The organism is Subdoligranulum sp. APC924/74, from assembly GCF_003324125.1.
Taxonomy (GTDB): Bacteria; Bacillota; Clostridia; order Oscillospirales; family Ruminococcaceae; genus Gemmiger; species Gemmiger qucibialis.
In genome coordinates this window covers 55,955-82,674 of record NZ_PSQF01000007.1, presented here as the reverse complement: position 1 = coordinate 82,674, position 26,720 = coordinate 55,955, and the positions used below count along the sequence as shown (strand labels likewise).

At 53.0% G+C, this 26,720-nt stretch carries 28 protein-coding genes; 26 read left to right on the top strand and 2 right to left on the bottom strand.

What is annotated here, in order from left to right:
* The first annotated feature begins 53 nt into the window (after positions 1-53).
* The 25 genes from C4885_RS16400 to C4885_RS03960 all read left to right on the top strand — a co-directional run bounded on the left by C4885_RS16400 (position 54) and on the right by C4885_RS03960 (position 24,054).
* Positions 54-4,004: a SpaA isopeptide-forming pilin-related protein gene (locus tag C4885_RS16400; protein WP_113999129.1), complete on the top strand. Its 3,951-nt coding sequence runs from the start codon at positions 54-56 to the stop codon at positions 4,002-4,004.
* Positions 3,985-4,131, top strand: coding sequence for a DUF3846 domain-containing protein (locus tag C4885_RS04075; RefSeq protein WP_242979478.1), 147 nt, complete (start codon positions 3,985-3,987; stop codon positions 4,129-4,131). The genes C4885_RS16400 and C4885_RS04075 overlap by 20 nt, the downstream gene beginning before the upstream one ends.
* 138 nt (positions 4,132-4,269) lie before the next feature.
* Entirely contained in the window at positions 4,270-5,502 is a 1,233-nt protein-coding gene (locus C4885_RS04070; RefSeq protein ID WP_113999127.1) for a site-specific integrase, read from the top strand.
* The gene (locus C4885_RS04065; RefSeq protein ID WP_158538801.1) at positions 5,499-6,461 is read left to right on the top strand and encodes a tyrosine-type recombinase/integrase; all 963 of its coding nucleotides are present in this window, start codon (positions 5,499-5,501) and stop codon (positions 6,459-6,461) included. Before C4885_RS04070 ends, C4885_RS04065 begins: the two co-directional genes overlap by 4 nt.
* Positions 6,448-7,464, top strand: coding sequence for a tyrosine-type recombinase/integrase (locus C4885_RS04060; protein ID WP_113999125.1), 1,017 nt, complete (start codon positions 6,448-6,450; stop codon positions 7,462-7,464). The genes C4885_RS04065 and C4885_RS04060 overlap by 14 nt, the downstream gene beginning before the upstream one ends.
* Positions 7,431-7,850, top strand: a complete 420-nt coding sequence (locus C4885_RS17185; RefSeq protein WP_113999124.1) for a DUF3846 domain-containing protein — start codon at positions 7,431-7,433, stop codon at positions 7,848-7,850. The genes C4885_RS04060 and C4885_RS17185 overlap by 34 nt, the downstream gene beginning before the upstream one ends.
* Before the next feature lie 85 nt (positions 7,851-7,935).
* Positions 7,936-9,117 carry a methionine adenosyltransferase gene (gene metK, locus C4885_RS04050; RefSeq protein ID WP_242979476.1) on the top strand — a complete coding sequence of 394 codons (1,182 nt, stop codon included), beginning with the start codon at positions 7,936-7,938 and terminating at the stop codon, positions 9,115-9,117.
* A gap of 42 nt (positions 9,118-9,159) precedes the next feature.
* On the top strand, positions 9,160-10,062 hold the full coding sequence (locus tag C4885_RS04045; protein WP_371681622.1) for a DUF3991 domain-containing protein: 903 nt from the start codon (positions 9,160-9,162) through the stop codon (positions 10,060-10,062).
* A 68-nt stretch (positions 10,063-10,130) separates the two neighbouring features.
* The gene (locus tag C4885_RS04040; RefSeq protein ID WP_113999122.1) at positions 10,131-10,955 is read left to right on the top strand and encodes a DUF6017 domain-containing protein; all 825 of its coding nucleotides are present in this window, start codon (positions 10,131-10,133) and stop codon (positions 10,953-10,955) included.
* On the top strand, positions 10,955-11,674 hold the full coding sequence (locus tag C4885_RS04035; RefSeq protein ID WP_242979475.1) for a hypothetical protein: 720 nt from the start codon (positions 10,955-10,957) through the stop codon (positions 11,672-11,674). The genes C4885_RS04040 and C4885_RS04035 overlap by 1 nt, the downstream gene beginning before the upstream one ends.
* Entirely contained in the window at positions 11,671-12,255 is a 585-nt protein-coding gene (locus C4885_RS04030; protein WP_113999121.1) for a hypothetical protein, read from the top strand. The genes C4885_RS04035 and C4885_RS04030 overlap by 4 nt, the downstream gene beginning before the upstream one ends.
* 12 nt (positions 12,256-12,267) lie before the next feature.
* On the top strand, positions 12,268-13,071 hold the full coding sequence (locus C4885_RS04025; protein WP_113999120.1) for a site-specific DNA-methyltransferase: 804 nt from the start codon (positions 12,268-12,270) through the stop codon (positions 13,069-13,071).
* Between the two features lie 76 nt (positions 13,072-13,147).
* Positions 13,148-13,486 carry a hypothetical protein gene (locus tag C4885_RS04020; RefSeq protein WP_113999119.1) on the top strand — a complete coding sequence of 113 codons (339 nt, stop codon included), beginning with the start codon at positions 13,148-13,150 and terminating at the stop codon, positions 13,484-13,486.
* A gap of 65 nt (positions 13,487-13,551) precedes the next feature.
* A complete protein-coding gene (gene mobC / locus C4885_RS04015; protein ID WP_208493770.1) occupies positions 13,552-13,878 on the top strand; it encodes a plasmid mobilization relaxosome protein MobC in 327 nt (108 codons plus the stop codon).
* 17 nt (positions 13,879-13,895) lie between these two features.
* The gene (locus C4885_RS04010) at positions 13,896-15,215 is read left to right on the top strand and encodes a relaxase/mobilization nuclease domain-containing protein (protein ID WP_113999118.1); all 1,320 of its coding nucleotides are present in this window, start codon (positions 13,896-13,898) and stop codon (positions 15,213-15,215) included.
* Positions 15,216-15,235: 20 nt separating this feature from the next.
* On the top strand, positions 15,236-15,487 hold the full coding sequence (locus tag C4885_RS04005; RefSeq protein ID WP_113999117.1) for a DUF4314 domain-containing protein: 252 nt from the start codon (positions 15,236-15,238) through the stop codon (positions 15,485-15,487).
* Positions 15,484-16,224: a PcfB family protein gene (locus C4885_RS04000; RefSeq protein ID WP_113999116.1), complete on the top strand. Its 741-nt coding sequence runs from the start codon at positions 15,484-15,486 to the stop codon at positions 16,222-16,224. The genes C4885_RS04005 and C4885_RS04000 overlap by 4 nt, the downstream gene beginning before the upstream one ends.
* Positions 16,225-17,139: an ArdC family protein gene (locus C4885_RS03995; RefSeq protein WP_113999115.1), complete on the top strand. Its 915-nt coding sequence runs from the start codon at positions 16,225-16,227 to the stop codon at positions 17,137-17,139.
* Between the two features lie 82 nt (positions 17,140-17,221).
* Entirely contained in the window at positions 17,222-17,527 is a 306-nt protein-coding gene (locus C4885_RS03990) for a hypothetical protein (RefSeq protein WP_113999114.1), read from the top strand.
* Positions 17,528-17,535: 8 nt separating this feature from the next.
* A complete protein-coding gene (locus C4885_RS03985) occupies positions 17,536-18,327 on the top strand; it encodes a DUF4240 domain-containing protein (RefSeq protein ID WP_113999113.1) in 792 nt (263 codons plus the stop codon).
* Between the two features lie 102 nt (positions 18,328-18,429).
* The gene (locus C4885_RS03980) at positions 18,430-20,124 is read left to right on the top strand and encodes a VirD4-like conjugal transfer protein, CD1115 family (RefSeq protein ID WP_113999112.1); all 1,695 of its coding nucleotides are present in this window, start codon (positions 18,430-18,432) and stop codon (positions 20,122-20,124) included.
* A 47-nt stretch (positions 20,125-20,171) separates the two neighbouring features.
* The gene (locus C4885_RS03975; RefSeq protein ID WP_244141055.1) at positions 20,172-20,441 is read left to right on the top strand and encodes a glutamyl-tRNA amidotransferase; all 270 of its coding nucleotides are present in this window, start codon (positions 20,172-20,174) and stop codon (positions 20,439-20,441) included.
* 33 nt (positions 20,442-20,474) lie between these two features.
* Positions 20,475-21,311, top strand: a complete 837-nt coding sequence (locus C4885_RS03970; RefSeq protein WP_113999111.1) for a hypothetical protein — start codon at positions 20,475-20,477, stop codon at positions 21,309-21,311.
* 11 nt (positions 21,312-21,322) lie between these two features.
* A complete protein-coding gene (locus tag C4885_RS03965; protein ID WP_113999110.1) occupies positions 21,323-21,721 on the top strand; it encodes a PrgI family protein in 399 nt (132 codons plus the stop codon).
* Positions 21,718-24,054 (top strand): VirB4-like conjugal transfer ATPase, CD1110 family, encoded by a 2,337-nt coding sequence (locus C4885_RS03960; RefSeq protein WP_371681621.1) that lies wholly within the window; start codon positions 21,718-21,720, stop codon positions 24,052-24,054. Before C4885_RS03965 ends, C4885_RS03960 begins: the two co-directional genes overlap by 4 nt.
* A 69-nt stretch (positions 24,055-24,123) precedes the next feature.
* On the opposite strand, the gene C4885_RS03955 is transcribed toward C4885_RS03960, so the two are convergent.
* The gene (locus C4885_RS03955; RefSeq protein ID WP_078785334.1) at positions 24,124-24,378 is read right to left on the bottom strand and encodes a CPCC family cysteine-rich protein; all 255 of its coding nucleotides are present in this window, start codon (positions 24,376-24,378) and stop codon (positions 24,124-24,126) included.
* Positions 24,379-24,425: 47 nt separating this feature from the next.
* Positions 24,426-24,632 (bottom strand): hypothetical protein, encoded by a 207-nt coding sequence (locus C4885_RS03950; RefSeq protein WP_078785333.1) that lies wholly within the window; start codon positions 24,630-24,632, stop codon positions 24,426-24,428.
* Between the two features lie 319 nt (positions 24,633-24,951).
* Between C4885_RS03950 and C4885_RS16950 the strand changes: the two genes are divergently transcribed.
* Entirely contained in the window at positions 24,952-26,685 is a 1,734-nt protein-coding gene (locus tag C4885_RS16950; RefSeq protein ID WP_242979474.1) for a M23 family metallopeptidase, read from the top strand.
* The last annotated feature ends 35 nt before the right edge of the window (positions 26,686-26,720 follow it).

Here is a 26,720-nt window from a genome sequence, read left to right as displayed (position 1 = left end):
TTGGCTAAGATCTAATGTTGTAGGAATTCGCGCGGAAGCGGATACTTTTACAATTGGCATCATTTTCAAAGACAAATGGTTCTGACAATATCTATTACACCCAGCGCAACGAGGGCAAGTTCGTCATCGTGGAGAGCCGCGCACCCAGCGGGTACTACGGTGATTGGACGGATGTGAACACTCCCGGCGCGGCAGGCTCTGTTCTCGGCAAGCGGGCGTATGCCTTTGAAATTACGAAAGCGTTTGATGGTCAGACGATTTGGCTGGGCAGCGCCGATTATAACGCTGACATTACTACGGCCAACAGCGGCGGTACCCTCATCGACACCGGTGAGGGCATCGTTACTATCACCTTTGGCATCCGCAATGCAGATAAGACCTACGCCACAGATCCCACCGGAATCGCCAACAACGAAAATTCCTACACCATGCACGCCAATGCCGACAAGATGCAGAACGACCGTGTTCTCGGCAATATTCTGCTGACAAAAGTGGACTTGGACGCCGCGCGGTATCTGGCTGCGGGCAGCAACGGAGATACTACGCTGGAGGGTGCTGTGTACGATCTGTACGCCGCTGACACCATTGAACACCCGGACGGCGTTTCGGGTGTCGTAGATTATTCGAAAATCACCGATGCCAACGGACAACCTATCTGGCACACCACTGTCCTCACCAACGGCGGCTGGGATACCGATTACCTGCCCATTTTGCAGAAAGACCGGCTGGTAGCGTCTGCCAAAATCACAGACGGAAAGCTGGCTTTTGCAAATCTGTACATGGGCCGCTACTATCTGGTCGAGCGTGCCACCGGGCTGGTGCTGCCCATCGACGGAAACGGCAAGCTGTATGTTACCGGGAAGTATCCACAGCTAAACAAGAAGCTGGAACGCACCGGCAAGTACAGCGATTTAGCGCGAAAAAACAACGAATACGCCGACTACATCTATAAAAATCAGTATTCCGCCGTAGCCGAGAGCCGCAAGCTGAACGGTAGCAAGGCATGGGATGGGTATTACTTGTCCTACGCCAAGGGTTATCTTTGTGATGAGGTCAATCATTACAAAACCCTGTCCTATGCGGATGAATCGACCTACCACATCCACACCGAGCAAGAAAGCCAAGACGAAGTGCTGAAATCCGGTTTTTCTCTGAACAAACTGGTATCGACCACAGGCCAGCCCTCCCCGGCACTGAAGCTGGAGGGTGCGGGCTTTACCGTTTATCGCATCTCTAAACTGAGCAAGGCGGCGCAGTTCAAGCAGAACCCGGACGGCAGCTACGATGCCGCCAGCATCCTATCTGCCTACCGCAAGGACAATTACGATAACGCCACACTAAAATACGATTTCACCGCCGAGGGACAAGCCATCGCCAATATGTTCGAGGGCAACACCGACACGGTCAACGCCTATAACACGACCTTGACCGCAGACGGCGACTACGCCAACGGCAGGGGCAACGGCTGGATGCCCACGGATCAGCCCGCCGAGTATAGGCTGGGAGAAATGTTCACCAATGATGAGGGCGTTTTCCGCGTTGAAGGCTTGCCGTATGGGCAGTACCTTGTCGTCGAAACCACCATCCCCAAGGATGTGTTCCAGTGCGACCCGTTCATCGTGACAGTGGATGCCAACAGCCCGCAGAGCCGATTCACGATTCCTGCGGGCAGCGTCACCACCGCCAGCAACAATTATATGACTTTTAACGTGCTGGACGAGGAACTGGAAGGCTATTTGCAGCTTATCAAGACCGATACAGAAACCGGCAAGGCGGTCAAAATCGCCAACACCTCTTTTGCCTTGTACAAATTGGATGACAAGGGTAATAAGACCCGCATTTCCATGATCGACCCAGCCAACGGCAGCGCCACCAAGAAAACGGATGTGTTCTACACCGATGCAGACGGTCTTATGAAAACACCCGAAAAACTGCCGTTGGGCAGATACCTGATTGAGGAACTGCAAGGCCCGGAAGGGTACTATAACGATCCTGCCTACTCGGTAGAATTTGAAATCAAGTCCGACCGCGTCTGGCAGGTTGTGGGCAATGCCACCAACGACATGGATGAGTACATCGTCACGGAGAAATACTGCAACCACGAAACGCTCGGTCAGCTTACCATCCGAAAACAGGGCAATGTGCTGACCGACTACCAAGATGGTCAGTTCATCTACACGCAGGACGACCTTGCGGGCGCAGTGTACGAAATTCACGCTGCAGCCGACATTGCCACACCAGACCGCCAAGGCACCTACTGGTACAAAGACGGTGACCTCGTTGCAACCGTTACTACCGGCGCGGAGGGTCAGGTGGACGAGGTGAAATTCAGCCCCACCCGCACGCAGGCAACCTATGATTTCTTGAAAGTTTCCCATGATGGCACCAAAGGCGAAGTTACCGTGACCCTGCCGCTGGGTAAGTACACCATTACCGAGGTTCAAGCGCCGTATGGTTTTGTGCTGACCCAGCAGAGCTACACTGTGGAATTCGGCTGGGACAACCAGAAAAATGACATTGTGCTGGCAAAAACTATTGTCAGCCACGAGCAGGACGGCGACAAGGAATGTTCGTACAGCATTGTGAATGTCAAGGACGCCTCGAATGCCCACAAGAATGGGCAGACGCTTGTGTTTGAAAATGCCCGTGTGCTGCCTGTTCCCGAAAAGCCCGGCGATAAGGTCAGCAAAATCGGTGTAGGCATTTACAAGCAGGACCGAGAGGCGCTGACCTATCTGCCCGGTGCGGTGTATGAACTCTACACCGTGGATGACATTTATTCCGCGGACGGTACAAAGCTGCTTGAAGCCGGTACAAAGCTGGCCACCAGTAGCACAACCAACGCCAGAGGCTTTACTTGGTTTGATGTGGACGTGCCGATTCGCGGCGAATATTACATTGACCCTGCAGGTCCGCGAAGCACCAGCCGCGAGAACAGCGGCAGATACCGCATTGTGGAAATCACCGCCCCTGCGGGTTACCTGCTGGACAGCACCCCTGTGGATGTAGAGTTCACCTATGAGGGACAACAAATCGCGTGGCAGGTCGTGGACGGAACAAACACAAATCTCCGTACCACCGTGGATATCTCTAAGCGGGACATCACCAACGGCAAGGAACTGCCCGGTGCAAAGCTGGAAATCCGCGATGCAGACGGCAGTCTGGTCGAGGGCTGGACCTCCGGCAAAGTGCCGCACACCGTGCGAGGTCTGGAACTTGAAAAAGAGTACACCCTGACGGAGAAACGTGCCCCGGACGGCTATGCCGAAGCCGAAAGCATCGTGTTCAAGCTGGTGCAGGAAGGTACAGAGCAGGTCAATGAGGTATATGTAAAATCCGACGATGATTGGGCAAAACTCGACAATGCCACAATCATCATGCAGGATGCGCCTGTGTTGGATATCGACAAAACGGACATTGCGGGTAATCTGCTGCCGGGTGCTACGCTGACGATCCGTGATGCTGGCGGCGAAGTTATTGACACTTGGGTGACAGACTACAAAACTCACCGTGTTCCCATCTCGGATGAATTTATCAAGCTGTCAGGCGAAACCAAGGAGTACATCTACACCCTGACCGAAGATGCCGCCCCGGCTGGCTTTGAAATTGCCGAATCAGTACAGTTCAAAGTACAGAAGGCAGACGAAAGTGTTTGTCTGTTCGTCCGCAAAAATGCCGATGCCGAATGGGTGCGCGCCGACAAACGCCTGATTCAGATGATTGACGAAGCTACACCCCGTGAGGACACGCCCACACCGACTCCGGCTCCCACACCGCAGCCGACGCCCGCTGCAACCCCGGCACCTACACCTGCGCCTACGCCGGTTATTACGCCGCATAAGGTGCAGACCCTCCCGCGGACGGGAGATGGTTTCCCACTGCTGGCTATTGTGGTCGTGTCTCTTGCGTCTGCGACAGGTATCGTGCTGCTGACCGTTAGGCAGAAAAATGCGCTGAAAGAAACTTCTGATGAGGAGGATGCCGATGAAAGTTCTGATCGTTGAACCCGGAAAATACCCCCGCGAAGCCGACATTGAACACACCCTTGAAGCCGAGCAGGCAGTTGTCGGCGGCACCATCGAGGCCGTGTACCCTTGGCGGGATAGCGCCTGTATCGTCTGTAATGCGTAGTTATATGTTATGTGTAGCATAATTGACATCTCCTTTCGTACCTCCTGATTTCATTTGTATTTTAGCCGGTAGCTTTTTGTGATACTCTACATAATGTAGAGACACAATGCTCTGCAAATAACATCAGGAGGTTTTATAATGTCTGAAGCAACAATACCAATCAAGGAATTGATGGAAAAGACCGAGCAATGGCTACTCGGTCAGGGTTACAAGAAAAGTACTCTTGGGTTTTATAGAGCTACATGGAACAGATTTCTTTCGTATTCAGCCTCTCCCGCTTATAGCCGTGAAACTGCAGAGCAGTTTTTGCTTCAATACTTCGGAGTCGATGTCCACGCTATAGATCAGACTCTTGACGGTCGAATGCGCCATGCACGGCGTCACATGAATGCATTGGACGAGATTTTTCGCACGGGAACAGTGTGCCGCCGTAAAGTTTATGGCGTTGCTTCTATTGATGACGATTGTTTCGATAAGTTTTTTTCCGACTACTTGAGTTATTGCAAAATGCAGAATTTTTCGAGATCGTGGATGGACAACACAATAGCAGCATTGAGGCTTTTCTTGCTTGCTGTTCATTCATCAAACACACAGAACATCAAAAGCATAAATGCGGAGACTATCAACTGTTTTTCCACGGCTATGAGCAATGCTTCAGAAATATGCATGAATGTTCGTAGAGCAAGATGCCGACAAGTTGGTGCTTACCTGCACTGGCTTTATGACCACAAATATACGGATTTGGATTATTCCCTTCAACTCCCAAACTTCAAACGCACTGCACCCCAGATTCCACAGGTATGGAGTCCTGAAGAAATCGACAAGATTCTTGCAGTCATCGATACTGCCAATCCAGTTGGAAGGCGGAATTACGCGATTTTTCTGCTTCTTGCAAGAACAGGGTTAAGGATAAGCGACGTTTTGGGACTCAAATTTTCAAATATTAACTGGAAGGAAAACTGCATTTCACTTTCTCAGCAGAAGACAGGGAACGCCTTGAGTCTGCCACTCAGCAAAGAGCTAGGTATGGCGATTATTTCCTATTTGCAAGATGGCCGCCCACAGTCCTCCTCGGCTTTTATCTTTCTGAGCCATAACGCACCGTTTCAGCCATTGGGTGAGCATAACAATTTCAATCCGGAATTTCATAAGTATTTACGCAGAGCAGGGATTGCTATCCCAACAAAGAGGCACACAGGCGTACACACTATCCGCCATTCGTTTGCCACAAATATGCTGAGAAAAGGCACTCCGGTGCAGGATGTGTCCCAAATCCTCGGTCACAGTAACATCAGTGTAACAGAAACCTACTTGCGGGTCGATATTGAACATATGCGGTTATGTTCGCTGAGTTTGGAGGGATTACTATGAAACAATTTACTTTCACAAGCCAGCTTGCGCCAATAATATGGAAATATCTGGAATCTCGACAAAATGAGGGATATACCTCCGTGCATTGCGGCTATTATATGCAGGAACTGGACTGCCTTTCAAAGGAACTCTCGGATGCCCCCGTGGTGACAAAAGAGCTTATTGACGCATGGGATTTATTAAAGCCATATCTTTCAAACCGTTCGAAAATAGTCAGACATAATGCGATACGCGCTTTTGCAAAATTTGCATACACGCAGGACGGAATCTCCTATGTCCCGGATACCAGCAAACTAAAGAACAGTTCGACTTTTACCCCGCATATATTTACTGTTGAAGAAATACGGCGATTATTATATGCAGCAGATAATCTGCCGGTCAGGAATAATGCGCCAACAAGGCATCTGGTCATACCTGCTGTTATCCGGCTTTTATATTGCTGTGGTTTTCGTATAGGTGAGGTGCTCCGGCTAAGAGTGAAGGATGTCGATTTGGATACAGGCATTATTACTGTACACAACGGGAAAGGAGGTAAGGATAGACTTGTCCCTGTCCACAATAGCGTAATAGAGTATCTCCGAAGCTACTCTGCTCAGTTACCAGATGAAAGAGAATGGTTCTTTCCATCTGCTTGTGGCCATTATTCTATTAAAACAATCTATGATAATTTTCGCGAGCTGCTATTCGCATGCAATATTCCTCACACCGGCAATGGCCCTCGTGTGCATGATTTTCGGCATACATTCGCAGTTCATACACTGGAAAAACAACTTTCTGATGGGTATGATCCCATGGTAATCGTTCCTCGCCTTGCCGCGTATTTGGGACATAAGAGTTACCGTGAAACCTGTTGGTATATTCACCTGACGGTTGCTTCGTTCCCGGAACTTTCCCAAAAACTTGACAGAGCATTTGTCGGCATTATTCCGGTTGGAGGTGAGACGGATGAGGAAAACTGACTTTACCAAAGCACTGACCGAGTATTTCTCAATCTATCTGCCTACTACATGCGGGGTGAGTCCCAATACCACCAATTCATACAGAGATACTTTCAAGCAACTCCTTCTATTTTTTCAAGAAAAGAAAGGCATCTCCGCAAATTATATAGAATTGCGCTATCTGAATATGGAACTTGTTTCTGAATTTCTGGATTGGTTAGAAACATCCCGCCATATTGCGGTTACAACAAGAAACCAGCGACTTGCCGCCATAAAGGCCTTTGCTCATTTTGTACAGTACAAGTTTCCGGAAAACATAGAAAACTGCGTTGACATTATTAATCTGCGACCCAAAAAGTACGAAAAGGCATTGATACCGTTTTTGACGGAGGATGATCTGTCACTTCTTCTGTCCCAACCAGATGCATCTACCCGACAAGGGCTCCGAGATTTGACACTTCTTGCACTACTGTATGACTCTGGCGCACGGGTACAGGAATTGGTGGATCTTAGGCTGAAAGATGTCCGTCTAACACACCCCCCAATGGTTATTCTAACTGGAAAAGGACGAAAAGTTCGTCAGGTTCCCCTGATGAAGGATACCTGCAAACTGTTGGACAGATATATCCGCAGCTTTCATTCCGATTCTCAGTCTCAGATGATTCCGCTATTTTATAATGCAAAAAAGCAGGCTTTATCTCGCTATGGAGTCACCTATATTCTGAAGAAGTATGCGGCAAAGGCATCTCCGGTACTTGAACCACAGAATATATCTCCTCATGTATTACGCCACACCAAAGCCATGCACTTGCTGCGAGCTGGTGTTAACATGATATATATTCGAGATTTTCTTGGGCATGCAGACATCTCTACAACAGAGGTTTACGCTCGCATCGATGCAGAGATGAAGCGAAAAGTATTTGAGGAGAAAGTGCCGAATTACACACCCAATACCACAATGCCTTGGGAGGAGGATGAAGATTTATTGCAATGGTTAACACAATTTGGAAAGAAAACTTTCTGATTATGTGTAGTAAATTATGCTTAAACGCCCGGGATTCTGGGCATTTTGCTCAATTACTACTCATTTGTAGGAACTACTCATTACAGACGTTATGTGGTGCACCACATAACGTTTGTAATGACAACGGCATTGCAGAAAACCTGCCGCTGAATCGTATGCTGGGCGACTATGACATTATCCACGGCACATTTTTCGTCTGCGGGCTGACCAGCAACGATTTTACTGACCTTACCCCGCAGCAGATGAAGCGCTACGAGGAACTGTACCACGATCCGCAGCTGTTTTTCCTGCTGGGCAAGACCCTGTGCGTGGAACACACCACGCCGGAAGAATACTCCCGTGTTATGACCCCGCCGCCGAATACAAAAGAATCCCCGGAGCGCTGATATGAACATCACCATCCTAGCCCGCAGCCCGCCTGCGGGCTTTTTTCTATGTCCGAAATCATCCAACAAGCAAGGAGAAAAACTAATGAACGACATTTTTGAAAACACCGAAACCATGAAAGAAAACGAGCATCCCCGCTTTTACACCGCAGAATCCGTCATGCGCGGCCATCCCGACAAGCTGTGCGACCTCATTGCCGACAGCGTGCTGGACGCCTGTCTGCAGCATGATCCCGCCAGCCGTGTGGCCTGTGAGGTCATGGCAACACACGGTCACATTATTGTGGCGGGCGAAATCACGACCAGCGCTAAGCCGGATGTGTTCAACATCGTCCGCGACACCCTGCGGGATGTCGGCTATGACCCGAAGGCGTACCAAATCGACTGCTACATCCACGACCAGAGTCCCGACATTGCGGGCGCTGTCGAGCCGGAATTGGCTGAGGGAGAGGACGAGGACACCCTCGGTGCGGGCGATCAGGGCGTTATGGTCGGCTACGCCTGTAACGAAACACCCGAATACCTGCCGATGCCTGTGGTTGCCGCCCAGCGCCTTGTAACGCTGTTGGAAATCTCCCGCATGACCGGCGTTATCCCCGACATCGGTCCGGATGGCAAGGTGCAGGTCACGATGGAATACAACGGCGACACGCCTGTGCGCATCACCACGGTGGTTGTTTCTGTCCAGCACAAGGAGGACACCGACATCAATAAGCTGGCGGATCTGCTGGACGAATATGTGTTCCCGCTGGCCTTTGACGGTATGCCCGCCGACGACGCGGAAATCATCCTGAACCCCAGCGGTAAGTTTGTGCAGGGCGGCCCGGATGCCGATACCGGCTTGACCGGGCGCAAGCTCATGGTGGACAGTTACGGCACATTTGCGCCCCACGGCGGCGGTGCGTTCAGCGGCAAGGATGCCACCAAGGTAGACCGCAGCGCCGCGTACATGGCGCGGTTTATTGCCAAAAACATGGTCGCCGCCCATCTTGCAGACCGCTGTCAGGTCACGCTGGCGTATGCCATTGGGGAAAAAGACCCTGTCATGGTGGATGTGAATACCTTCGGCACCGGCATCTGCGAGGATGATTGCCTGTCGGCCGCTGTGCGCAAGGCGTATGACCTGACCCCTGCGGGCATCATCAAGCAGTTGAACCTGCTGAACCCCATGTACAGCCGCACGGCGGCGGGCGGTCACTTCGGGCGCGAGGATTTTCCGTGGGAAAATATTGAACATATGAGCGACCTCGCCGCTTACATTGTGTAATTGCCGCGCGTCAGTAAAGAACAAATCCATGCCGCCAACCGGATGACGGCTATCGAGTTCCTGCGGCGGTACCGTCCCGGTTCGCTGGTGAAAAGCAGCGCACGGGGCGAGTACCAGCTTGCAGAACACGACAGCTTCAAGATAAACGGCGAATCCAGTGTGTGGCACTGGAAAAGCCGCGACATCGGCGGCAAGTCGGCGCTGAAATATTTGATTTATGTGGAAGGTGTACCGTTTGTAGAGGCGGTGCAGCTGTTATGTGAGGAAAGCCCGATGTACATCCCTGTGCAGCATGAAGCGGTGGAGCGCGAGCGCCCACCGTTTCGTCTGCCGAACCCTGCACCGAATAATGACCGTGTGACGCGGTATTTGCTGGGGCGCGGCATCTCACTGCCCACGATTCGCTACTGTATTGCGAGAAAAATTCTGCACGAAAGTGCAGAATATCACAACTGTGTTTTCTTGGGAAAAAACCCACAGGGCGTGCCGAAATATGCGGCGTTGCGCGGTATTTATGACTATGGGAAACCGTTCAAGAGGGAGGCTCCCGGCAGTCAGAAACAGTACGGTTTCTGCATCCCGCCGATGCAGCCCAGCACTACCGTGGCCGTGTTTGAAGCCGCCATAGATGCCATGGCAGAGATGACGCTCTGCGGGGATGCTGCGGACAAGTACCGCCTGTCACTGGGCGGGGTTTCATCCTCCGGCAAGGAGCCTTTGGCGTTACAGGAATTCCTGCGGCAGCACCCGGAAATTACCACGATAGAACTGCGGCTGGACAACGATGCCAAAGGGCGCATGGCAAGTGTCAACATCCGGAACCTTTACCGAGAAAAGTATCAAGTGTGCGACCTTCCGCCTGACATCGAGAATGGAGATTACGCTGATATGGCAAAAAACAACCTGATGGCAAGAACTTCCGCCCACCGCGCAGTTTGCCGATAGAGAGAAATCAACATGAAAGTTAGAAATCGTTCGCCCACTTATAGGGCATAAACAGGAGGTAAATCGTTATGGCTGTGTTCCGTGTACAAAAGACGCAAAATTATACCATTATGTCCAACCATCATCTGCGCAACAAGGCTCTTTCGCTCAAGGCGAAGGGGCTTTTATCTTTGATGCTGTCTCTGCCCGAAGATTGGGATTATACCACGCGAGGGTTGGCATCCATCTGCAAAGAGGGCGTGGACAGCGTGTGTGCCACCGTGCGCGAGTTAGAAGCGGCGGGGTATATTATCCGCCGCCGCATCCGCGACAAGAACGGTCAGATGCGCGGTATGGAGTACACGGTTTTAGAGCAGCCGCAGCCCCCGGAACAGGACGAGCCTAGCTGTGCCCAACCAAAACAGGCAGAGCCTAAACGGGAAAAACCTGTACAGGAAAATCCTGCACAATTAAATACTAAAGAAATAAATAAAGAAGAAACAAATAACGTATCGAATCCTATCCGCGCGGCGGGCCAGCGGACAGAGTACCGCGCCCTGCTGCTGAAAAATATCGAGTATCCGATTTTGGCGCAGAATAACCCGATGGATACGATGCGATTGGATGAACTGGTGGAGTTGATGCTGGATGTGGTTTGTTCCAGGCGGGCTGCTATCCGCATTTCGGGAGAGGAAATGCCTGCCGAAGTAGTAAAATCTCGATTCCTAAAATTGGGCGCGGAACATATCCAGTATGTTCTGGATTGCCTCAAGGACAATCCGCCCCGCATCCGAAACATCAAGCAATACTTACTGGCGGCGCTCTACAATGCGCCGCTGACGATGGAAAACTACTACGCCGCGCAGATCAACCATGATCTGTACGGCAGAAACCGAGGTGATGCAATTTGCTGATGAAATTTTATTCTCCGCTGACTGCGGAATTTTTCCCGAATGAACCTGATTGGGAGGACGAATCTTACAACGAGTACGAGGGTTGCCCGCTGAACGGTCATGACCTGCTGCAATATGCCGACGCTGTTAATGAGGCTGTGAAAAAGGACATTGCAGATTTCAACGGCGACCTGATGCAGTATTACCACGAGGACGATTTCGTCCGCCGCAAAGTGGTAAGTGCAGTGCCGTCTGTGGAAATTTGCGGCAACAAACTGTGCGGGTGCATGAACGTGGAATTGCGGGAACCCTTGAACGAGGGTGAGCAGGCGGCTCTCTGCGACTACATTTCCGGTCAGTACAGCGACGGCTGGGGCGAGGGCTTTGAGCAGCGGGAAATCGATGTTGGGGATGGCAAGCTGTATGTCCATTTCTGGCAGAATCACGATTTTGAACTGAAACGCGATGTGCCGGATATGACCGAGTTCAAAAAACTGTTGAACCGCCCGAAGAAGCCCAAAATGCAGCTGATTGGGCAGGACGGCAACATTTTCGCCATTATGGGCCGCGCCTCCAGACTGCTGACCGACTATGGACAGGCCGACAAGGCCAAAGAAATGCGTGACCGCGTTATGTCCTGCGACAGCTACCAGAAAGCACTCAGCATCGTTTCCGAGTATGTGGAAACCGAACTGCCGCCCAGCCCCACGCCCAAGCATGACCGGGGTGATGCCAGATGAAGAAATACGAGATCACCGACATTGCCCATCCCGACAACCCGAAGCTGCACCGTATCCGCGCGCTGACGGACTTGACCGAGGATGTCCTTGCTGGGATGCTCGGCGGCTATGTGGAAAGCTACGATAACCTCGACCAAGAGGGGCGTGCATGGATTTCGGAGGATGCCATCGCCTGTGAAAATGCAGTAGTCTGCGGCGATGCAGTCCTTACAGATCACGCCGTTGCAAGGGGCTGCGCTTATGTCGGCAATAATGCCATGATGACCGGCCATGCTATCGCACAAGATGATGCGGCTATTTGCGGTGGATTGCTCACGGGGAAAAGCTGTGTCTGCGGGTATGCCGTGATTCGGCAGGATGAGCAAACCTTATGCGCACCGATCATTGACGGCAGCGCCCGTGTATATGGCGAAATCTCCGGCAATGTTGTTTGCCGCGGCAATGCCGTTGTCCTGCCCGGCACCAAGCTCGACAACAGGACGCAGGACTGCTTTGTACTCGAAGATGACCGTGTTTCTGTGCAGACAGCCAGCCGGACACCGCCCCCGAAAGAACCCTGTACCCATGATTTTGAACGATAAAACGAAAGGAAGATGCCTTTGAAGAACACTCCCGAAACGCTCAACATTCTCGACCCTGATTTCCAGATGCCCGAACACTGCGGCGGTGACCGCTGGTCAATTTTGCACGGGGATTCCCTGCAGATTCTCCGCCAGTTTGAACCGAACAGCTTCGATGCCATCATCACCGACCCGCCCTATGCCAGCGGCGGCAGCAGCCAGACCACCAAGAACCGCAGCACCAGCGAAAAGTACAGCAGCATGAGCAAGGAAAAGGCGCTGCCCGACTTTGACTCTGACCAGATGGATCAGCTGAGTTGGATGTTCTGGACGGCGGCATGGCTACAGGATGCCCGCCGCATTGCAAAGCCCGATGCGCCTGTCTGTCTGTTCATCGATTGGCGGCAGCTGCCCGCCATGACGCTGGCTTTGCAGTGGGCAGGCTGGACCTGGCGCGGTGTGGCGGTGTGGGATAAGGTCGCCAGCCGCCCGCAGAAAGGACGCTTCCGCCAGCAGTCCGAGTACATTGTGTGGGGGTCCAACGGCAAAATGCCGCTTGAGAGAAATGTTGGGTGTCTGCCGGGCGTGTTCCGTTACCCGAATCCCCAGAACCGCATCCATATCACCGAAAAGCCCTTGCAGCTTATGCGGGATGTGGTGCAGATCTGCGAACCGGGTGGGCGCATCCTTGACCCCTTTGCCGGGGCAGGCACCACCGTGCTGGCTGCTGTGCAGGAAGGCTATGAGTCTGTCGGCATTGAAATGTCGGACGCCTACTTCCAGCGTAGCACTGAACGGCTGAAAACTGCCCTTGAATCCGAAGTGAATCAGAACTGATTCACTATTTTGCAAGAAATACCGAAAAGTGAATCAAAACTGATTCACTCCCGAAATTCAGAAAGGAACCACGAAAATGAAACGACCTTGGGCTTTTATCTGCGCCAGCGAGGGCGCGACATCCAAACACCTGCGCAACTATTGCCGCGAGGTGTACCTGCTGGGCTACCTGCCTGTATGCCCCAAATTGCAGGACAGCCAGTATCTGGTGCTGGAAGATGCCTTGGAACGTAGCGAATACACCGCCATTGTGCGGGATAAGCTGCTACGCTGCCCGATGCTGGTGGTCTGCAGCCGCAATCAGGATGCTACCACCAACGCGCAGATCGGTTTGGCGCAGAAATATAACCGCATTGTCACGACCTTGGATGGTTTGAAGAAAGCTGTCGCGGAGGGTGACGACCTTGTGTCGTGAACCGTGCTGCGGGTTGTCGTGTTTGGCTAGCATAGCGTCTGGTCGACCAGACGCACATTTTGGGGATGCCCCAAACCCCTGCCGTGCGTAAACGCAGATTTGTTGTCTCATTCCATGTCGATGAGAATGAATTATCATTCTTGAATCGGCAGGTTGCGGCCAGCAGTCTGAACCGAGAGGAATACCTGCGCACGCTCATTGCAGGCAAAGCAATCCATCCGCGCCCCTGCACGCACCACGCCGATCTGCTCCGCAAGGTGGCAGGGCTGTGCAACAATGCAAATCAGCTTGCCCACCGTGCCAACAGTACCGGAACAGCAGGGCAGGGGAGTGTGGATGAAATGACCCGGCTAACCCAAGAAGTTTGGCGGGAAGTAAAAGAAAACTGGTAAAGGAGTCACTATGAAAAATGGCTTACACATCCGTGATCCCTGTGCGCCGCCTTGACCGCACAGTGGACTATGTACAAAACAAAGCAAAAACGACACCGAAATCACTGGAAGAAGCTGTGGACTATGCGGCAAACCGGGATAAAACCGAATCAGCCTGTTTTGAAACAGGACTGGGCTGCACAACCACCAGCGCCTTTGAAGATATGCGATTGAATACGCTTCGCTGGCACAAAGAAACCGGTGTGCAGGGATACCATCTTGTCCAGAGTTTTGCGGAAGGGGAGGTAACTCCGGAACTTGCGCACCAGATCGGTGTCGAATTTGCGGAACAGCTATTGCTTGGGAAATACCAAGCAATTGTGACAACGCATTTGAACACTAAGCATTACCACAACCACATTGTATGGAGCGCCGTCAGCTTGGAGGATGGAAAGAAGTACCACAGCAACAGTAAAAGTTACTATACCGAAGTACGCGCACTTTCGGATGCACTCTGCCAAAAGTATGGGCTTTCCATCATCGAAACACCGGAAGCGCTGCGTGGAAAGCGGCAATATGAAAAGTGGAGGGCTGAGGAAAACAACCAACCCACATGGCGCACTGCCATCCGGCAGGATGTGGACGAAGCAATTCAACAAAGCCTTACATGGCGGCAATTTCTTAGTGCAATGGAACGCAAAGGGTATGAAGTCCGCATGGGGCGCAAGTATCCCGTTTTGCGTCCGCCCGGAAAGGAGCGCTTTGTTCGCTTCAAAACGCTGGGCAAGCGGTACACGCCAGAAGCCATCCAGACGCGCATCCTGTATCCACAAAACTATCGCCCGTATGTGGAAAAAGCTCCTTCCGTTCAACATGGCCGTCTGCACAGCGGGAAGAAGCCCCATCGCAAGCTGACCGGGCTGCGGGCGTTGTATTATCGCTATCTATACGAATTGGGTGCGATCCCTCGCAAGCCGCGCCGCCCCAGCTATGTCGTGCGGCAGGATGCCTATAAGCTGGATCAGAGAATCCGGCAGATGGAATTCTTATCCAAGCACAACATTGACACGCTGGCACAGCTGGAAACTCACCGACAAGCCATGCAAACAGAAATTAGGCAGTTGCTGACAAAGCGTAAGCAACTGCCCAAAACCGATGATGTACAATCGCAATGTGAATCGGTCAACACCGCCCTAAAGCAGCTTCGCCAAGAAGAACGGCTCTGCCGCAAAATCGCGGAACACTCCCTAGAGGTGCAGCAGCACCTCACCGAAGCCCGCTGTGACCGCGCTGAACAGCAACAGCGCGAACAGGAACACGAGCGTGACCGCCGCCCTAACATTGATTTGACACTATAATCTTGAAAGGAAGGATGCCTATGATATACCCCAACAAAGACCACATCGAATACCTGCGCCGCAAGTACCCGCCCGGTACGCGGCTGCAACTCAGCTGCATGGAAGATGAGATGGCCGTGCCTCCCGGCTCTATGGGAACCGTTGATTTCATCGATGATGCCGGACAAATCCACATGAATTGGGACTGCGGGCGCAGTCTTGCCCTCATCCCCGGCGTGGACTCGTTCAGCCGCTTGCCCTCGCCCAAAGAAAAGGCCGGTGATGCCAGATGAATTACGGCTCTGAACCCGCAGACCAGGTCGTCCGCTACTCGCTGGAGGGTGCAGAGTTTGCCCTGCGCATCTCCGGCACCGCTGCGAAAAACTTCTTTATTTTCGCACAGGCAGTGCTGCACGACAGCAAAAAGACCCACGGCAAAACCCATCTTATCCGCCTTTTGAAAGAACAGAAACCGCTGAAATTTTTCACGGTAGACAAAAACCGTATGCACGATTTTGCCCGCGCCGCCAAGGCGCATGGTCTGCTGTTTTGCCCCATCCGTGACAAGATGGACCCCGACCACATTGAGATCGCCATTTTACAGGATGATGCCTCCAAAGCCAACCGCATCATCGATAAGCTGCAACTGGCTATTGTGGACACCGGCACGGCAGAACTTATCGACACTGTGCAGCAGGAGCGTGGTGAAACCGCTCTGGAAACCGAGCGCGTCCAGACCGAGGACGGTGCGGTAGATTTTGAGGTTGGCGCAGACGAGGAACAGTTCAACATGGGTTTTCCGCAGGGCTCGGAGAACGCCAGTCCGTCCGAGCCTTTCTCCGACAGCAGCAAATCTTTTGCAAACTCGCTGTCGCCGCGCGCCGATCAGCTTCGGGCCAAGGGTGAGCGCCCCAGCGTGCGCATGGAATTAAGCGACATCACCGCCTACCTGCGCCGCAAGGTTGAGCCGCCCAAAGACCGAATGCCGAGGATGCCCGTAAAAATCAAGAGAAAGGAGAAAACACTGTAAATGGACTTGAATAAATATCTCAACAACGCCGCGCCGTCAGAACCGCAGTATTCTAAGGAAGAATACGCTGCCATGAAGAAAACCGAGCGTGAAGCGGTTTGGGCGCAGGTGGATGCCCGCATGGGTGAGGTACTGGCAGATGCCCCGGCCTTGCAGGGATTTCTCGACTTTATGTCGCAAAGCAGAAACTCGCTGCCGAACCAGCTTCTGCTGTCCGGCCAGAACGCCGACATCACGGATGCCCGCACATTCCAGCAATGGAAGGATGCCGGAAGGCATATCCGTACCGGCGAGGAAGGTTACACGGCCATTGTGGGGCAGGTGTACGAGAATAACGGCCGAAAGGCTTCCGGGTATAATATCGGCAAGGTGTTCGACATCACCCAGACGCGCGGCAGGCCTGTGCCACCGCCCGCCGAATACCAAGTGGATGAACTGGTCGCCGCGGCCATCGAGAGCAGCCCGGTGCCGATCCAAATCTCGGATAGTCTGCCGGACGGCATCCAAGCGCAGTATGTTCCCAAGAACCGCACGATTTATGTTCGCAACGGCATGGATGCAGGCACGACGCTGTGCGCCATCGTTCGGGAGTGCGCACAGGCAGATTTTCACAAGGATTACACCTACAACCGCCAAGCCTACGCTGCGCCAAGTTACTGTGCCGCCTACATGGTCGCGCATCGGTATGGGCTTGACACCACCGCTTTCAACTTTGACCGCGTGGTTGCCTTGTACCGCAATCTGGGCAAAGAACAGCAGCGAGGTTTTCTGTCGGATGTGAACACCGTTGGTGGTGGGCTGCTGCGCAGTCTGAGTCGCACGCTGGCTGTACAGACCCGCGAACTGCCCGCCGCAGAATACGCTGTTGCCGTGCCGCCTGCAAAGAAGCCTTCCCGCCGGCAGGAACGCGGCTGATTGTTTTCCGTTTGTTTTCAAATGACGGATAGCTATTGCGGCGGTTCTATGATATGCTGTGAGCAAAGGATGGTGAAAAACAATGACAGAACGTAAAGTTAAACTTGACCGTGCCAACAAAAGCATCCTACTCCGGGCGCTGGGTGATGTCTACTACGGTCAACGCGCCCGCGGCGGCAGCGCCGAAGAAACGGGGCGGCTAATCCTGCGGGTGAACGATTTGCCCGCAGGAGGTAAGCTGACGATGTCAGCGGCAGAGTATCGGCTGGCAAAAGCAGCCCTCAACCAACTGCGCACCCAGCGCTTGGCTGAGGGCGGGTACACCGATGCCGTGGATGACGCGCTGACCCGACTGCTGCACGCCCACACGCCGCTGTTTATCTGGTGAATCTGGCTATGACATGGGAAAAATTCTGGTCGATCATTGACCGAGTCCGCGCCCAAGCGGATATGCAGGATGAAGCGTCCGTGAAACAGTTCCTTTACACGGAACTTATCAACTTGCCGCAGGATGAACTGCTCGGCTTTGATTGCGCATGGCAAAGCTATCGCAATAAAGCCAACTTTCCCAGAATGGTCGCAGCAGCCTGCATCATCAATGACGGCAGTTCGGATGACCGATTCACGGATTTTCGTAACTGGCTGATTATGCAGGGGTACGATGCTTATCGGCAGGCGCTGATTGACCCCGATAACCTCGCGGCACTCAACATTCCGTTCCGAGATACTGAGTGGATGGGATGCGGGAATGTGGCGTGGTATGCTTATGCAGGGCAGAAGCTGCACACCTATTTTGAAAATGAAGGAATTGCCGCCAAGTTATTCCGAAAGTATCCGGCTCTGCTGAAATCGTCTGCCGATTTACATCAGGCAATTATGCAGGAACAGCTTGCACCCCACCGTGCGCCGGAAAGCGAATGGGAACGACAAATGCTGCGAACGGAAGTCAAGCACTACATAGATACCAGTGGGCTGGCGTACAGCTACAACGAATTCTATACTCAAAATATGCCGGATAAGGTTGCATGGAAAACGCTGCAAAGCGATTTGTTTGCAAATCTGCCGCAAATCAAGGCGGAACGTATGCCGCAGGACTTTTCCGTAGTTTTGCCGAAGTTGTGGAGAAAACGTCAGGCATGGGATGCCGAGCGTACAAAACGCCCGCCCTATCGCGGCGAAGAAAGGTAGCCTACCACGCCGGGAAGAAAGAACCCTTGGTGGGTCTGGCTGCTGCCCCTGCCACTTGTGTGGTGGACGGCACTGGCGGTGGCTTGCCGTTGGCAGCCGGGTATGAAGATAACGGCTCTGCTGGATGCGCTGAACAGCGCACTGGCAGAGCCGTTTGCGTTGGCGTGGAGTCAAGACAGCCCGCGCTTTTTGCTGGTGTTTACGGTGATTTACGCGGTGGTGGTTATCGTGGCAGTTACCGACCAGAAGAACACCCGCCCCGGTGCGGAGCATGGCTCGGCGGCTTGGGGCGATGTGTTCCGCTTGAACAAGTTCTACATGGACAAGCGAGGACCGAACCTGCTGCTGACGCAGCATTTCCACATTGGAATCGACGGCTATAAGCACAAGCACAACACCAATATCCTCATCGTCGGCGGCTCCGGCGCAGGCAAGACCCGCACCTATGGTGTGCCGAATGTGCTGGAATGTGCCTGCTCAATGGTCATTACGGACCCAAAAGCCGAAATTTTGCGTAAGACCGGTAATCTACTGAAGCAAAAAGGGTATGAGGTTATCGTTTTTGACCTTATAAATCCCGCTGCATCGTTCTGTTATAACCCGTTTGTGTATGTACATGATGACCGTGAAGTGCTGACCTTGATTGAAAATCTGATTCAAAATACCACGCCATCACATTCAAAAAGCAGCGACCCCTTCTGGGAAAAGTCCGAAACGGCGCTGCTGCAAGCCCTTATGTTGTACCTGCTGCACGAGGCCCCGCCCGAAGAACAAAACTTCTCGATGGTGATGGAAATGATCGCCGCTGCTGAAGTCCACGAGGATGATGACAACTACCAATCCCCGCTGGACATCTTGTTCGAGCGATTGGAAATGCGCGAACCCGACAGCATCGCTTGTAAGCAGTACCGCATTTTCAAACAAGCGGCTGGCAAGACCGCGAAATCTATCCTCGTCAGTGTGGGTGTACGCTTGGCCGCATTCAATCTGCCGTCCATCGCCAAGCTGACTATAACGGATGAACTGCACCTGCAGGAGTTGGGCGAGCGCAAAATCGCGCTGTTCTGCTGCATACCGGACTCAGATAAGTCGCTCAATTATCTGGTCGGCATGATTTACACGCAGCTTATCCAAACGCTGTACCGCCAAGCGGATCGTGTACACAAAGGACGCTTGCCTGTGCCGGTGCATTGCCTTATGGACGAGTACGCGAACATTTCTCTGCCGAAAGACACCTTTTTGTCGGCACTGGCCACCATGCGATCCCGCGCTATTTTCTGCTCCATCATCGTGCAGAACATGGCACAGTTAAAGGCTATGTACAAGGATGATTGGGAGTCGCTGGTGGGCTTATGTGACGAGTTTCTCTACCTCGGCGGCACGGAGAAAGAAACCCACAAGTATGTTTCGGAACTGCTGGGGAAAGAAACCATCTCCACGACCAGCTATAACCAAAGCAAAGGGCGCAGCGGCAGTTACAGCATCAACCACCAGCAATCCGGGCGCGACCTTATGACCCCGGACGAGGTGCGGCTGCTGGACAACAGCAAGTGTATCTTGTTCATCCGAGGGGAGCGTCCGGTGGTGGACTACAAATACAATCTGCTCAAGCATCCCAACATCCGCTGCACCGAGGACGGCGGCGCAGCCCCTTACGACTACACCGCCGCCGACAACGCGCGGGACGATCTGCCCGGTGCACCCGAAAATTACGAACTGCTGGATATGGACGATTTTCTGCCCGCCGAAGCCGCAGAAATGAAGCCAACCATACAAAGAATTAGGAGGCCCAAATGAAGCTGAATAACAACAAAAAATCCGTAAAAATTTCTCGCAGCCTGTTCATGCTGTACGCCGTCATGGTGTGCGGCATTGTTTTTGCCCTGCCCGCCTTTGCCGCAGATGACCCGCTGGTCGTGGTCGAAAATCTCTCCACATTCATCTTTTCGCTGATCCGCGCGGTGGGCCTTATCCTGCTGGGGTGGGGCATCGTGCAGGTCGGCCTGTCGTTGCAGAGCCACGACCCCAGCCAGCGCAGCCAAGGTTTCCTGACGCTGGCCGGTGGGCTGGTGATTACGTTCGCCAAAGAAATCCTCGACCTCATCACCGCGTGAGGATTGCGCCAAGAGGAAAGGTGGTGATGCCCTGTGGGTGAGTCTTGGATTGTCAGCAACTTAAACGCCGCACTCTCCACATGGAACGACAAGCTGGCGGAGATTTGGTCACTGCTGACCGAAAGCCCGCAGACATTCAAGGGCGGGCAGGTCTGGGGCGTAATGACCGGCATCCACAGCGCCTTGCAGGCGATTGGCTATGGGCTGCTCGTGCTGTTTTTTGCTGTGGGCGTCATGAAAACCTGCGGCAGCTTTGTGGAAGTCAAAAAGCCGGAACACGCGCTCAAGCTGTTCATCCGTTTTGCGCTGGCAAAGGGTGCGGTGACCTATGGGTTGGAGTTAATGCTGGCGGTTTTCTCCATTGTGCAGGGCATGGTGTCCACCATTATTACCCAATCGGGCAGCTCTGGCATGAGCAGCGTGTCGCTGCCGCAGGAGTTGATCGACGCCATCAACAATGTGGGCTTTTGGGATAGCATCCCGCTGTGGGCGGTTACGCTGATCGGCGGGCTGCTGATTACGGTTTTATCCTTTACCATGATCCTCACGGTCTACGGCAGAATGTTCAGCCTGTGGATGTACGCCGCCATTGCGCCGATACCGCTGTCCACATTTGCGGGTGAACCCACCAGCAGCGTGGGCAAAAACTTCATCCGCAGCTATGCAGGGGTCTGTTTGCAGGGCGTGGTGATTGCACTGTCCTGCATCATTTTCTCCGCCATCTCGTCCAGCCCGCCCGCCGTGGATACCGGCGCATCCGTTGTCACGGCGGTATGGACTTACGTTGGGGAGTTGGCTTTTAACCTGCTGGTGCTGGTCGGAGCCATTAAGGGCTGTGACCGCATCGTGAAAGAAATTATGGGGTTATAAGGGGGCAATCTATGGAAATCAAAATACCGAAAGAAGTCCGCGACTACCACGAAAATATCTTTTTCGGGCTGAACACCCGGCAGTTTATTTGCTCGGTGCTGGCGGTCGGCGTGGCAGTAGGCATCTACTTTGCCTTGCAGCCGTATGTCGGCACCGAGGAAATCGGTTGGATGTGCATTTTAGGTGCTGCGCCGTTTGCCGCCTGCGGGTTCTTTACATACCACGGTATGACCGCCGAACAGGTGCTGTGGGCGTGGTTCAAGTCTGAAATCCTCTGCCCGAAGCGCCTTGTGTTCAAATCCGACAGCTACTATTACGAAGCCATGCAGCCCGCCATCCGTGCGGGCATAAAGCGAAAGAGAGGTTTGCCTATGAAGAAAAACACCCATGACAGCGAGGAAACTGCTTGATTAAAACCCTGTCGAAAGCGCAGAAGATGGAACGCGAAAAGTTCCGCATTCCGCGCAGTGTACAGGACGCCATCCCCATCCGCCGTATCTTTGCGGATGGGATTTTCCAAGTCGGCAACCAGTATTCCAAAACATGGTCGTTTACCGACATCAACTACGCCATCGCCGGCAAAGAGGACAAGACCGCCATGTTCCTTGATTACTCGGAACTGCTGAACGCTCTCGATTCCGGCGCATCGGCAAAAATCACGATTTACAACCGCCGTATCAACAAGGCCGAGTTCGAGCGCAGCGTCCTGCTGCCCAACAAGGATGATGGTCTGGACGAATACCGCCACGAATTCAACCAGATGCTGACCGCACAGGTTACCGGCACCAGCAACAGCATTGTGCGGGAGCGTTATCTGACCGTAAGCGTGGTAAAGCGCAACGCTGACGAAGCCCGCAGCTACTTTGCCCGTATCGGCACGGATCTGGTGACGCACCTTGCGCAGCTTTCCTCGGTGGCGCAGGAGTTGACGCTGACCGAGCGCCTGCACATTTTCCGCGACTTTTTCAAGGCCGGAGAGCAGGCTGCGGCAGAGTTCAACATCCACGAACACGCCAAGTGCGGGCAGCATTTCAAAGATTGGTTCTGCCCCGACAGCATGGAGTTTGCCGCCGACCATTTTAAGGTCGATGCGCGGTATGGCAGGGTGCTGTATTTGCAGGACTATGCCAGCTACATCAAGGACAGCTTTGTGTCGGAACTCTGCGACCTTGACCGCGATTTGATGCTGTCCATTGACATCCTGCCGGTGCCTACGGATGAGGCCGCCCGCCAGCTGCAAAGTACACTGCTGGGCGTGGAAACGAATGTCGCCAACTGGCAGCGCCGCCAGAACGCCAACAACAATTTTACCGCGACCATTCCTTACGATATGGAATTGCAGCGCAAGGAAACCAAGGAAATGCTGGACGACCTGACCACCCGCGACCAACGAATGATGTTCGGGCTAGTGACGCTGGTGCATCTGGCTGACAGCAAAGAGCAGCTCGACAGCGACACCGAAACGCTCTACTCCACGGCGCGTAAGCACCTGTGCCAGCTTTCCACGCTGCGCTGGCAGCAGAAGGATGGGCTGGACACGGTGCTGCCCTATGGACTGCGGAAAATCCAAGCCCTGCGCACGCTTACCACCGAAAGCACCGCCGTGCTGATTCCGTTCCGTGCACAGGAAATCATGCAGCCGAACGGTCTGTACTATGGGCAGAACGCCGTCAGCAAGAACATGATCGTGGCAGATCGCCGCTTGCTGCTGAACGGCAACAGTTTTCGTTTGGGCGTGTCCGGTTCCGGCAAAAGCATGAGCGCCAAGGAAGAAATCGTGCAGATCGCGCTTTCCACCGAGGATGATATTCTCATCCTCGACCCGGAGTCGGAGTTCGGCTATCTGACCGAAGCCCTTGGCGGTGAAGTCATCCGCATTTCGGCCACGTCTGACACCCACATCAATGCGCTGGACATGGACCGTGCCTACGGTGACGAGCGAAACCCGATCGTGTCTAAATCCGAGTTTGTGCTGTCACTGTTTGAGCAGCTGATCGGTGACGGCATGGTGACGGCGAAAGAAAAGTCCATCCTCGGCCGCTGCACCGAGCAGGTGTACCTGCCCTACATTCGCAACGGCTATAAAGGCACACCGCCTACGCTGCAGGACTTTTACCGTCTGCTCCAGATGCAGCCCGAACCCGAAGCGCAGGGGCTGGCGCTGTCGTCCGAGTTGTTCATTACCGGCACGCTGAACACCTTTGCCCGGCACACCAATGTGGACACGCAGGCGCGGATCATCGCCTACGACATCCGCGAACTGGGTGAACAGCTTATGCCGCTGGGGATGCTGGTGACGCTGGATGCCATTTATAACCGTGTCATCCGTAACTGGAAAATCGGAAAAAGAACGTGGATTTTCATGGACGAAATTTACTTGCTTTTCCGTTATGAGTATAGCGCGAACTTTCTCTACAAGCTGTGGAAGCGCATTCGCAAGTACAACGGACTTGTGACCGGGCTGACGCAGAATGTGGACGAGTTGCTGCGCTCCGACACCGCCCGCCTGATGCTGGCTAACTCGGAGTTTCTGGTGATGCTGAACCAGAGCGCCACCGACCGCGTTGAACTGGCAAAGTTGCTGAACATCTCCGACAACCAGCTTGGCTACGTCACCAACGTCCCCGCAGGCTGCGGGCTGATTCGCTGCGCGGGCAACATCGTGCCTTTCACAAATTCTTTTCCCCGAAACACTAAGCTATATAAATTGATGTCGACTAACCCGTCCGAGAAAAAGGAGTAAAGCCATGCAATACAAAAATAGAGGACCACCGAAGCGGTCCACAGGGGTGCTACAAACTTGAATTCGACGCTATGATATTTCCTTTTCGTCATCTCTCGGTGGTCGAACATAGCGTAGCATTTCTTTTACACAAGCACCGAATTGCAAGAAATTGGATTTTGCTTCTTTTAGTGTTATTCCATGATTGGAGTCGCTTGGCTCGTTATCAGAAGTGATGAACGGGTCATTCTCCCAAAAGCAAACGGGACAAATATACCCACAATCTTCATCTGCCGGGACATTGTAGGTAAGAAATCCACAACAAGGACATGGATATTTTTTCATTACGGAGTTTGTTCGCCCCTTTCATTTTTCAAATTTATAGACCTATTTTAATGCTGCCAAATATTGTTTTCCAAATCCCGCAGCCGTCCCTTATAGTCATCTATCAGAGCCTGAACATTTTCCCCCTGCGGGAAGGTCACCAGATAGCCGTCCCCAGCTTCATGAAAGCCGATGATTCCGGCAAGCCCTGCCATCTCGGCCACTTTCAGCAGGGTGTGGTAGTCATACTCGGCGGCACTGATATATAAATTCATGGGAGAAACCTCGCGTTTCAAAGAGATGATTCTATTATAGCAACATCTTTTCATAATTGCAAAGAAAATGCTGTATCGTCCAGAATCGGAAGATACAGCATTGCTTTTTTATATGTAATGGCCCTTTAGCCCAATTTGTTGTCTGGCCTTGACCGAGCGATTGCTCTGGCATGGTCTAAGGCGCAGTGGTGTGCGGGATGCTTCCCGCGTTTGTTTTGATTACGAGACTTATTATAGCGGCGACTTGTGTGTAGAATTTAAAAGCTGTTTGAACGATTTTGAAATTCAATTTGAATAATTTATGACGTGGGGTGATGCCATGAAAGATATTAAAGAAAAGCCAACCGCGCATATGCCGAGAAGCAATGCAACCGGGGAAATCCCGAAAGCTGCGCTGAAAAAGGCGTGGGCGGAGGCCAAGGAGAAAAGCCGAACCATGCTGCGAGAAAGCACTTCTACGCAGGGAGACGGTGATTATACAACTGCGCAAGATACCAGCTCGGTGGTAACCGATACATCCTATTCGGTCATCAAGCAAAACACAGATTTCACCGTGCAGCAAGGGCGCAAGATTGCCCGCAAACAGATAGAAAAATACCGGGAACGCCGTTCCGCCGAGCAAACCGAAACCATCCGCGTCCACACCGCCAATGAGCGCGGTGTCAGCCCCAAACAAGTCGAGTGCAGCACGCTGTCCGATGCAGAGCGGCACCCGCGCCGTGGGGCAGATTTGCCCCGCCAGCGGGCGAAAGAAAAAGTCGTCACCGCCAAGACCGCGCCACGAGATATTCGTGGTGTGACCCAAGGTCAGCGCCAACTGCGAACCGCCGCAAATGAAACTGTGCGGAGCATAACAACCCAAGCACAAATGCAGACCCGTACCCGTCAAGTGCAGCTTGCTATCCAGAAAGCCGCCAGCAGCACCTGCAAGACGGCTGTGGCGGTGCGCTCGGCAATACGGCATTTTCTTGTCGGCCTGCACAGTCTTGTCGCGGCCATTGCTGCAGGGATTAGCGTGGCACTCAGTATTATTATTGTCATCAGCCTTGTGGCCTTTGTGTCCGGCTCGGCCTATGGCATCTTTTTTGCCGCCAATGCCCCCAACGCCGACACAATTACCGTGCAACAGGCAGTAGAAACACTGACAGCAGAATACCGCGACAGGCTGGAAGAAATCTCCGACACCGTACAGCATGACCGCCAAGACATTACAGCCAACGATGACGTGTACTACATTCGTTGGCAAGATGTCCTGGCGGTCTTTTCTTCGTATGTTTCAGGAAATGAACAAGGCACACCCGTTGCGGCACTGACAGAGGAGCAGGTAGATAAACTGCGGGAAACTATGTGGGCGATGAATGCGGTGGATTGTTCCACCCACCCGGAGACTACCACAATAGAAACTACCGATGAGGACGGCAACCCGACTACCACAGAAATCACCGAAACTGTCCTCGTAATCGAACTGACCCACAAAACACCCGACGAGATGGCGGCAGATTATCATTTCACCACCCGCCAGAACACCTATCTGCAACTCCTGCAAGACCCACAGTATGAGGAACTGTGGGCAGAATTGCTCGGCGGTTTTGCACAGGGCGGTGGAGAACTTATGAACCCGGACAGCACCCGCATCCCGACAGGCACCCTGCAATGGCCGCTGCCTGTCGCGGGTACGATTACTTCTCAATTTGGTCACCGCGTGGACCCCATCACCGGCGAGGTAAGCTCCCACACCGGCACCGACATTGCCTGTGCCGAGGGTACGCCGATTCTCGCCGCCGCAGATGGCGTGGTCACTGTTGCCAATGGCCTTGACAGCTGGGGCGGCAGCTACGGCTATTACATCCAAATCGATCACGGCGGAGGGCTGGAAACTTTGTATGCACACTGTTCGTCCATCTGTGTAACTACCGGTCAGCAGGTGCAGGCCGGGCAGGTCATTGGCTATGTCGGGCATACAGGAAGGGCAACAGGCTCACATTTGCATTTCGAGATACACATAAATAAAATTAGGAAGGACGCAATGAGTTATTTCGGGATGCAATATTGAGAACAGATTTACAATTTGCAGCCGGTCACGGTCTG

Coding starts and splice junctions, on each gene's coding strand:
- C4885_RS04075 (WP_242979478.1), top strand. CDS start 3,985: ATGAAAGTTCTGATCGTTGAACCCGGAAAATACCCCCGCGAAGCCGAC.
- C4885_RS04070 (WP_113999127.1), top strand. CDS start 4,270: ATGTCTGAAGCAACAATACCAATCAAGGAATTGATGGAAAAGACCGAG.
- C4885_RS04065 (WP_158538801.1), top strand. CDS start 5,499: ATGAAACAATTTACTTTCACAAGCCAGCTTGCGCCAATAATATGGAAA.
- C4885_RS04060 (WP_113999125.1), top strand. CDS start 6,448: ATGAGGAAAACTGACTTTACCAAAGCACTGACCGAGTATTTCTCAATC.
- C4885_RS17185 (WP_113999124.1), top strand. CDS start 7,431: ATGGTTAACACAATTTGGAAAGAAAACTTTCTGATTATGTGTAGTAAA.
- metK (WP_242979476.1), top strand. CDS start 7,936: ATGAACGACATTTTTGAAAACACCGAAACCATGAAAGAAAACGAGCAT.
- C4885_RS04045 (WP_371681622.1), top strand. CDS start 9,160: ATGACGGCTATCGAGTTCCTGCGGCGGTACCGTCCCGGTTCGCTGGTG.
- C4885_RS04040 (WP_113999122.1), top strand. CDS start 10,131: ATGGCTGTGTTCCGTGTACAAAAGACGCAAAATTATACCATTATGTCC.
- C4885_RS04035 (WP_242979475.1), top strand. CDS start 10,955: ATGAAATTTTATTCTCCGCTGACTGCGGAATTTTTCCCGAATGAACCT.
- C4885_RS04030 (WP_113999121.1), top strand. CDS start 11,671: ATGAAGAAATACGAGATCACCGACATTGCCCATCCCGACAACCCGAAG.
- C4885_RS04025 (WP_113999120.1), top strand. CDS start 12,268: ATGCCTTTGAAGAACACTCCCGAAACGCTCAACATTCTCGACCCTGAT.
- C4885_RS04020 (WP_113999119.1), top strand. CDS start 13,148: ATGAAACGACCTTGGGCTTTTATCTGCGCCAGCGAGGGCGCGACATCC.
- mobC (WP_208493770.1), top strand. CDS start 13,552: ATGCCCCAAACCCCTGCCGTGCGTAAACGCAGATTTGTTGTCTCATTC.
- C4885_RS04010 (WP_113999118.1), top strand. CDS start 13,896: ATGGCTTACACATCCGTGATCCCTGTGCGCCGCCTTGACCGCACAGTG.
- C4885_RS04005 (WP_113999117.1), top strand. CDS start 15,236: ATGATATACCCCAACAAAGACCACATCGAATACCTGCGCCGCAAGTAC.
- C4885_RS04000 (WP_113999116.1), top strand. CDS start 15,484: ATGAATTACGGCTCTGAACCCGCAGACCAGGTCGTCCGCTACTCGCTG.
- C4885_RS03995 (WP_113999115.1), top strand. CDS start 16,225: ATGGACTTGAATAAATATCTCAACAACGCCGCGCCGTCAGAACCGCAG.
- C4885_RS03990 (WP_113999114.1), top strand. CDS start 17,222: ATGACAGAACGTAAAGTTAAACTTGACCGTGCCAACAAAAGCATCCTA.
- C4885_RS03985 (WP_113999113.1), top strand. CDS start 17,536: ATGACATGGGAAAAATTCTGGTCGATCATTGACCGAGTCCGCGCCCAA.
- C4885_RS03980 (WP_113999112.1), top strand. CDS start 18,430: ATGAAGATAACGGCTCTGCTGGATGCGCTGAACAGCGCACTGGCAGAG.
- C4885_RS03975 (WP_244141055.1), top strand. CDS start 20,172: ATGCTGTACGCCGTCATGGTGTGCGGCATTGTTTTTGCCCTGCCCGCC.
- C4885_RS03965 (WP_113999110.1), top strand. CDS start 21,323: ATGGAAATCAAAATACCGAAAGAAGTCCGCGACTACCACGAAAATATC.
- C4885_RS03955 (WP_078785334.1), bottom strand. CDS start 24,378: ATGAAAAAATATCCATGTCCTTGTTGTGGATTTCTTACCTACAATGTC.
- C4885_RS03950 (WP_078785333.1), bottom strand. CDS start 24,632: ATGAATTTATATATCAGTGCCGCCGAGTATGACTACCACACCCTGCTG.
- C4885_RS16950 (WP_242979474.1), top strand. CDS start 24,952: ATGAAAGATATTAAAGAAAAGCCAACCGCGCATATGCCGAGAAGCAAT.